The 7,550-nt window shown below is 66.2% G+C and carries 6 protein-coding genes; 2 read left to right on the top strand and 4 right to left on the bottom strand.

The window, feature by feature from the left end:
* Positions 1-31 precede the first annotated feature (31 nt).
* The 4 genes from ACE026_RS03260 to glnA all read right to left on the bottom strand — a co-directional run bounded on the left by ACE026_RS03260 (position 32) and on the right by glnA (position 5,562).
* A complete protein-coding gene (locus ACE026_RS03260; RefSeq protein ID WP_486037808.1) occupies positions 32-1,759 on the bottom strand; it encodes a ShlB/FhaC/HecB family hemolysin secretion/activation protein in 1,728 nt (575 codons plus the stop codon).
* 258 nt (positions 1,760-2,017) lie between these two features.
* Positions 2,018-3,451, bottom strand: coding sequence for an ammonium transporter (locus ACE026_RS03255; RefSeq protein WP_486037806.1), 1,434 nt, complete (start codon positions 3,449-3,451; stop codon positions 2,018-2,020).
* Between the two features lie 18 nt (positions 3,452-3,469).
* The gene (locus tag ACE026_RS03250) at positions 3,470-3,808 is read right to left on the bottom strand and encodes a P-II family nitrogen regulator (protein WP_019184907.1); all 339 of its coding nucleotides are present in this window, start codon (positions 3,806-3,808) and stop codon (positions 3,470-3,472) included.
* 344 nt (positions 3,809-4,152) lie between these two features.
* Entirely contained in the window at positions 4,153-5,562 is a 1,410-nt protein-coding gene (gene glnA / locus ACE026_RS03245) for a type I glutamate--ammonia ligase (RefSeq protein ID WP_121044004.1), read from the bottom strand.
* Between the two features lie 277 nt (positions 5,563-5,839).
* On the opposite strand from glnA, the gene ACE026_RS03240 reads away from it, so the two are divergent.
* Entirely contained in the window at positions 5,840-6,634 is a 795-nt protein-coding gene (locus tag ACE026_RS03240) for an undecaprenyl-diphosphate phosphatase (protein WP_486037803.1), read from the top strand.
* A 71-nt stretch (positions 6,635-6,705) separates the two neighbouring features.
* Positions 6,706-7,530 (top strand): DUF4377 domain-containing protein, encoded by an 825-nt coding sequence (locus tag ACE026_RS03235; protein WP_486037801.1) that lies wholly within the window; start codon positions 6,706-6,708, stop codon positions 7,528-7,530.
* The last annotated feature ends 20 nt before the right edge of the window (positions 7,531-7,550 follow it).

The raw sequence follows: 7,550 nt of genomic DNA, 5'->3' as shown, positions 1-7,550 counted from the left end.
CCGCAGCGGCCCCAGGGCCGTACAGCTGGCGTCAGAACGAGACGCCGAGATTCATGCCAAAGGTGGTGTAAGCGGTCTGGAAGCCATCGGGCTTGTGCAGCGGGCTGCCGACGCAGCCTTCCCATTGCACGTGACGCGAGCCGCCACGCAGGCCCAGCGCCATGCCGGTGAGGCGGTCGCCGAGCAGCCACTCGGTCGAGGGTCCGCCCACCTGGCCATGGTCCACGGCCACGAAGCTCTCGACACCGCCGCCCATGGCAAAGGCCAGTTCATTGCGCAGCAACCAGCCGCGCTCGCCGGTGAGCGAGAGTTCCCCGTCGAAGCCGCGCACGGTGTAGCGGCCGCCGATGGAGAAGCGGTCCTGCGGCACCAGTCGCGAGCGGTTCCACTGCGCGCGCCAGCTGCCGGTGTAACGCAGCCCCTGCCGGCCCCATTGCATCGGCACGGTGAGCTGCGCATCGGCGGTCACCACCTTGCCGCGCGCGGTGCCTTCGCCAAAGCCCTCTTCCGGTGCCTGCAGCGCGTTGAACGCCCCGGTACCGCGGCGGTAGGCCAGGTTCGCATCCAGCGTGGCCTTGCCGATGAAGTGGCGGTGCGCGATCCCCAGCTCCCACCCGGCCATGCGCCGGCGCTGCACGAGGATCTCGGTGTCGTCGATGAAGTTGTCCGATTCACGGTACCAACCGCGCGCGTGCATGCTGGTCTTGGCGTGCGCATTGCGGAACAGCATGCGGGTCAGGCGCAGCTCGGCATTGCGGCTCGAGCCGCTGTACTCATACGTTTCGTAGGCACCGGCCACGGTCTGCCGGTAATCGTATTCGCTGGCGTTGGCCCCCAGCAGCCACCAGCCCAGCGGCACGCTGTAGTGGGTGGACCAGCTGTCGGTGCCGCGGTCGCTGCCGTTGAACACGGACTTGCCCGCATTGAAATAGAACAGGTCGCTCAGCCCGGCCAGGTTGTCCAGCGACAGCGTGGCGCCGGCCTGCAGCTTGCCGGTGGACTGGCTGCCGGCGTCATCCAGGGTCAGGCTCACGCGCACTGGTGCGCGCTGCGCCCAGCTGATGACCAGATCGCTTTCACCTGGCTTGTCCTGTGCGCCCTCCTGCGGCGGGGCGATCTGGATGTCGACCGCGGCGGTCGGCACACGCTGCAGGTTCTCCAGCGCCTGTTCGATGTCGCGCAGGTTGAGCAGATCGCCCGGGCCCACCGCCAGCGCATTCCACAAGGCGGGCGTACGCCCTTCCTCGCTGGCGAAGCGGACGGCATTGATGCGGCCGGGCACCACGGTGAGGGTCAGCGTGCCGGCCTTCAGGTCCTGCGGGGCGGCCAGGATGCGGGTGGTCACATAGCCGCGCGCAATGATCGCGTTCTGCATGCGCTTGATCACGATGTCCACGCCGCCGGTGCCCAGGCAACGGCCGGTGGCCGGATCGTCGCTCGGATCGGCTGCGCGCAGTGACCAGCGGAAATGATCGGCCAGTTCGCCCTCCAGCGCGATGCGCTGGATCGGGAAACAGGGCGATTCGTCTGCCGGCAGGCGACCCACCGCCTCTTCCGGCGCGGCTTGCAGGCGCACGTCAGGGGTGGCTTCCTGTTGCTCGCGCAAGGCGCGCTCGCGCTCCTGCTGGCGCAGCAGTTCCTGATCCGGTGGGGCCACCTGCGCGCACACAGTGGGCGGCAGACAGGCCACGGCCAGTGCGACACCCACGCTCAACCGCCAGCGCAGCGCGCGGCTGCGTTCATTACGTCCCTGTTGCACGATTACGCTCTTCCTTGGAAAGAATCCGGGCCAGCCGATGCGATCGCCGCTGGCGGGGCGCACTGTAAGCCAATCAGGCCGCCGGAAATAGGGCTGGAAACGACCGCTGGTCGGATCGTGTGTGAAGACGCACGCGTGAAAGAGTGACGCCGGTCAGGCGCGTGGGCTTATCGGCCGCCCACAAAAAAGCCGGCGACCCGAAGGCCGCCGGCAAAGGTAAAGCATCTCTCTCTCGTTTCTAATGCGGTATCGCGCGACTCAGGCCTCGTAGGCCGACTCGCCGTGCGAGGTGACATCCAGGCCGGTGCGCTCGGCTTCTTCGGTGACGCGCAGGCCAAACACCATGCGCACCACCAGCAGGATCAGCACAGTGGCCACGGCACACCAGACGATGGTGAAACCGACGCTGACCAGCTGCACCCAGACCTGGTGGCCGATGTCCAGGTCGGCCTTGGTGCCGCCCAGCGATTGAGCACTGAACACACCGGTCAGCAGCGCACCGACGATGCCGCCGATGCCGTGCACACCGAACACATCGGCGGTGTCATCGACCTTGAGCAGGCGCTTGAGACCGGTGACACCCCAGACGCAGACCACGCCGGCGACCAGGCCGATCACGATCGCGCCCAGCGGGCCCACGGTGCCGCAGGCCGGGGTAATGCCGACCAGGCCGGCGACGGCGCCGGAGGCAGCGCCCAGCGCGGACGGCTTGCCCTTGCTGACCGCTTCGACCAGGGTCCAGCCCAGCACCGCGGCGGCGGTGGCGAGGATGGTATTGATGAAGGCCAGCGAGGCGACGGTGTCGGCGGCGGCGGCCGAGCCGGCGTTGAAGCCGAACCAACCCACCCACAGCAGCATCGCGCCGATATAGGTGAACGGCACGTTGTGCGGCTTCAGTGCGGTCTGGCCGTAGCCGATGCGCTTGCCGACGAAGTACGCGCCCACCAGGCCGGCCACGCCGGCATTGATGTGGACCACGGTGCCACCGGCGAAGTCGATCGCGCCCATCTCACCCAGATAGCCGCCGCCCCACACGATGTGCGCCATCGGGATGTAGCTCAGGGTGAACCACAGGGCCGAGAACAGCAGCACGGCCTTGAACTTGATGCGCTCGGCGAACGCACCGACGATCAGGGCGGTGGTGATGCCGGCGAAGGTCGACTGGAAGGCAACGAACAGATAATCCGGCAGGCCGGCGATCGGCGTGTTGCCGACGGTGTCCGGGCCGAAGCCCTTGAGGAAGGCGAACTGCGTGAACGAGCCGAAGAAGGCGTTGCCTTCACTGAACACCGCGCTGTAGCCGTAGGCCACCCACAGCATCAGCACCAGCGAGAACACCACCAGGATCTGGCTGAGGATGGACAGCACGTTCTTGGAGCGCACCAGGCCGCCGTAGAACAGGGCCAGGCCCGGCACCACCATCAGCAGCACCAGCAGGGTGGAGGTGAGCATCCAGGCGACATCGCCGTGATCGAACGTGGCCGCAGCGGCGGCTTCGGCGACCGGAGCAGCGGTGGCCTCCGGCGTGGTCGGCAACGGCTCGACCGCGACCGTCTCCGACGGTGCCGGGGTGACCTGCGCCTGGGCGTGCGCGCTGCTGGAGAAGGCACCAACGGCCAACGCGCTGATCAACATCATCAGGCACACGGCATGGAACCGGGCTTGCCACCCGGTGAACAAAGAGGTCTTCATTGTGGGCTCCGAGTGGGGTTAGAGCGCGTCAGCGCCGATTTCGCCGGTGCGGATGCGGACGACCTGTTCGACCGCGGTGACAAAGATCTTGCCGTCGCCGATCTTGCCGGTGCCGGCCGCGGTCTGGATGGCCTCGACCACGGCCTCCAGGCGATCGTCGGTCACGACGGTCTCGATCTTGATCTTCGGCAGGAAATCCACGACGTACTCCGCGCCGCGATACAACTCGGTGTGGCCCTTCTGGCGCCCGAAGCCTTTGACTTCGGTCACGGTGATGCCCGACACGCCAGCGTCGGAGAGGGCCTCGCGGACCTCGTCGAGCTTGAACGGCCGGATGATGGCGGAGATCAGTTTCATGCGCATATCCCGATGGTGGATGGAACCGGCCCGCGTGGGGCCGATGTCAGGTCAACCGACGGCCACTTGCACATGGCCGCCGGTCGTTGCGCCGAACGTTGCATGGGCCACGCCGATGCCGACGCCCGAAGGGCGACGCCAGCGGTGACGCGGGAGGGAGGAAGGGCCCATGACGCGTCCGGTCTCTCTTGCCCCTGGTGGTGCAGCGGACCAACGGTCCGCTCTACCGTTTCATAGCGGACCAACGGTCCGCTGTACGACGTGCCTTGCCGGCTCCCCAGCTGGAAAGGCGGCGACGATGACGAAGGGTGGGAGGGATATCCTTCGTCATCGTCACCTGTTGCTCAGTTCGCGTAGTACATCTGGTATTCGAGCGGGTGGGTCGCCGCGCGGAACTTGGTGACTTCCTGCATCTTCAGCGCGATGTAGCCATCGATGAAGTCGTCGCTCATCACGCCACCGGCCTTGAGGAACTCGCGGTCCTTGTCCAGCGCTTCCAGGGCCTGGTCCAGCGAGGAGCAGACCTGCGGGATCAGCTTCTCTTCTTCCGGCGGCAGGTCGTACAGATCCTTGTCGCTCGGTGCGCCCGGGTCGATCTGGTTCTTGATGCCGTCCAGGCCGGCCATCATCAGCACGGTGAAGGTCAGGTAGCCGGACTGGATCGGATCGGGGAAGCGCATTTCGATGCGGCGCGCCTTCGGGTTGGACACCCACGGAATGCGGCACGAGGCGGAACGGTTGCGGGCCGAATAGGCCAGCATCACCGGGGCTTCAAAGCCCGGCACCAGGCGCTTGTAGCTGTTGGTGCCCGAGTTGGCGAAAGCGTTGATGGCCTTGGCGTGCTTGAAGATGCCGCCGATGTACCACAGCGCCAGCTGGCTCAGGCCGCCGTAGCCGTCACCGGAGAACAGGTTGGTGCCGCCCTTGGAAAGCGACTGGTGCACGTGCATGCCGCTGCCGTTGTCGCCGACCAGCGGCTTGGGCATGAAGGTGGCGGTCTTGCCGTTGCGGTGGGCGACGTTCTTGATGACGTGCTTCATGCGCAGCAGTTCGTCGGCCTTCTGCACCAGGGTGCTGAACTTGGTGCCGATTTCGCACTGGCCGGCGGTGGCCACTTCGTGATGCTGCACTTCCACTTCGATGCCGACCTGTTCGAGCGTCTTGCACATTTCCGCACGCAGGTCGTGCAGCGAATCGGTCGGCGGGACCGGGAAGTAGCCGCCCTTCACGGCGGGACGGTAGCCGCTGTTGGCGCCGTCGTACTTGTCACCGGTGCTCCAGGCCGCTTCTTCGGAATCGATCTTGAAGAAGGTGTGGCCCATGTCGTTGGCGAAGCGGACCGAGTCGAAGATGAAGAACTCCGGCTCCGGGCCGAAGAAGGCCTGCTCGGCGATGCCGGAGGACTTCAGGTAAGCCTCGGCGCGCTTGGCGATGCCACGCGGGCAACGGCCGTACGGCTGCATGGTGGCCGGATCGAGGATGTCGCAGCTGATGACCAGGGTCGGGTCGGCGTAGAACGGGTCGATGTAGGCGCTGGACGGATCCGGCAGCAGCACCATGTCCGACTCGTTGATGCCCTTCCAGCCGGCGATCGAGCTGCCATCGAACATCTTGCCTTCTTCAAACAGCGACGGCTCCACGATGCTGACCGGGAAGGTGACGTGCTGCTCGATACCACGCATATCGACGAAACGCAGGTCGATGAACTCGATCTGGTTGTCCTTGATCAGCTTCTCAACATTTTCCACGGACATCGGTGAAACCTCAGATGGGTGATTGCGTAAGTAGACACAGCAAACCCCGTGCCAACTTTTCAGCGTTCACAAATCCTTGATTTCACTGGCCTGGCGCGCCGCGCGACGCGCGGGCGGATGCACCAAAGCAGTGCAAAGGCTGCACCACGCACACCTTTGGTGCAATGCGGGATGCTCTATGCTTTACGCCCACGGGCCGTCGACAGGCGACGTTGGCCACAGCGTCCCGCTGTCGCCGCTGCCCGATTCAACCCCTCCGCGAGCTCCAGTACCGCCGATGTCCGACCTGCTCTCCGCCCTCCTTCTGGGCATTCTTGAAGGCCTCACCGAATTCCTGCCGATCTCCAGCACCGGCCACCTGCTGATCGCCCAGCACTGGCTGGGCGCACGCTCGGACTTCTTCAACATCATCATCCAGGCCGGCGCGATCCTGGCGATCACGCTGGTGTTCCGGCAGCGGCTGTGGTCCCTGGCGACCGGCCTGCATGAGCGCGCCAACCGCGATTACGTGCTCAAGCTCGGCACCGCCTTCCTGGTCACCGCCGTGGTGGGCCTGCCGGTCCGCCTGGCCGGCTGGGAGCTGCCCGAGACGGTCACCCCGGTGGCCTGGGCGCTGATCATCGGCGGCCTCTGGATGCTCTTGGTGGAGGCCTACACCGCGCGCCTGCCCGAGCGCGATGAGGTGACCTGGAAGGTCGCCATCCTGGTCGGCGTGGCGCAGGTGGTGGCCGGTGTGTTCCCGGGGACCTCGCGTTCGGCGGCGGCGATCTTCATCGCGATGCTGTTCGGCCTGAGCCGCCGCGCGAAGGCCACCGAGTTCGTGTTCCTGGTCGGCATCCCGACCATGTTCGCCGCCAGCGGCTATGCCTTCCTGGAACTGGCCAAGGACGGCAAGCTCGCCAGCGAGAACTGGACCGATGTGGGCGTGGCCTTCCTTGCCGCAGTCGTCACCGGCTTCATCGTAGTGAAGTGGTTGCTGGGCTACATCAAGTCGCACAAGTTCACGGCGTTCGCGGTTTACCGCATCGCGCTGGGCGCGGCCTTGCTGCTCTGGTTGCCGGCTGGCAACTGAACGGCCCGGCGCCGGCGTCACCCCGTTGTGGCTGCACCGGCGTTTTTCCCCAGGTTCCCAAGGAGATGTACATGAAACGCACCCTGATGCTGATCCTGCCGCTGGCCCTCATGGCCGCCTGCAGCAACCCCTCCACCGCCCCGGCCGGCCGCGATGACCTCGCCCCGGCACCGACCGCCGCCGCCGACCAGGCCGCCGTGGCCCGTCTGGACGTGCAGCGCCTGCAGGGCAGCCATTGGCGCCTGGATTCGGCCACCGATGCCGGCGGCAAGCGCATCGATGCGCTGTTCGCCCGCGCCGACAAGCCGGTCACGCTGGACTTCAAGGATGACCGCATCGCGATCAGCAACACCTGCAACCGCATGGGCGGCGGCTACACGCTGGCCGATGGTTCGCTGACCATTTCGCCGATGGCCTCGACCATGATGGCCTGCACGGACAAGAACCTGATGGCGCTGGACCAGGCCGTGGGCAGCCGCCTGGAAGGCGCACTGAAGACCGAACTGGGCGATGCGGGTCAGCTGACCCTGCGCACCGCCAAGGGCGATGTGCTGGTGTTCACCCCGGAACCGACCGCTGAAACCCGCTACGGCGGCGAAGGCGAAACGGTGTTCCTGGAAGTGGCCGCGCAGACCAAGCCGTGCCCGCACCCGATGATCCGCGACAAGCAGTGCCTGCAGACCCGTGAGATCCGCTACGACGCCAACGGCATCAAGCAGAGTGAGCCGGGCGAGTGGCAGAACTTCTACGACGTCATCGAGGGCTACACCCACGAAGACGGCGTGCGCAACGTGGTGCGCGTGAAGCGCTACAAGATCGCCAACCCGCCGGCCGATGCCTCGTCCAACGCCTACGTGCTGGACATGGTGGTCGAGTCCGCGAACGAGAAGAAATAAGAAAGCAGAAGGGGGGGCCC

This window comes from Stenotrophomonas sp. AGC87 (assembly GCF_057333975.1).
The sequence above is the reverse complement of the archived record's forward strand: the minus strand, read 5'-3'. Positions and strand labels throughout refer to the sequence as shown.

Excerpts from the sequence above, each read along its gene's own strand:
- ACE026_RS03255 (WP_486037806.1), bottom strand. The coding sequence starts at position 3,451 with ATGAAGACCTCTTTGTTCACCGGGTGGCAAGCCCGGTTCCATGCCGTG.
- ACE026_RS03250 (WP_019184907.1), bottom strand. The coding sequence starts at position 3,808 with ATGAAACTGATCTCCGCCATCATCCGGCCGTTCAAGCTCGACGAGGTC.
- glnA (WP_121044004.1), bottom strand. The coding sequence starts at position 5,562 with ATGTCCGTGGAAAATGTTGAGAAGCTGATCAAGGACAACCAGATCGAG.
- ACE026_RS03240 (WP_486037803.1), top strand. The coding sequence starts at position 5,840 with ATGTCCGACCTGCTCTCCGCCCTCCTTCTGGGCATTCTTGAAGGCCTC.
- ACE026_RS03235 (WP_486037801.1), top strand. The coding sequence starts at position 6,706 with ATGAAACGCACCCTGATGCTGATCCTGCCGCTGGCCCTCATGGCCGCC.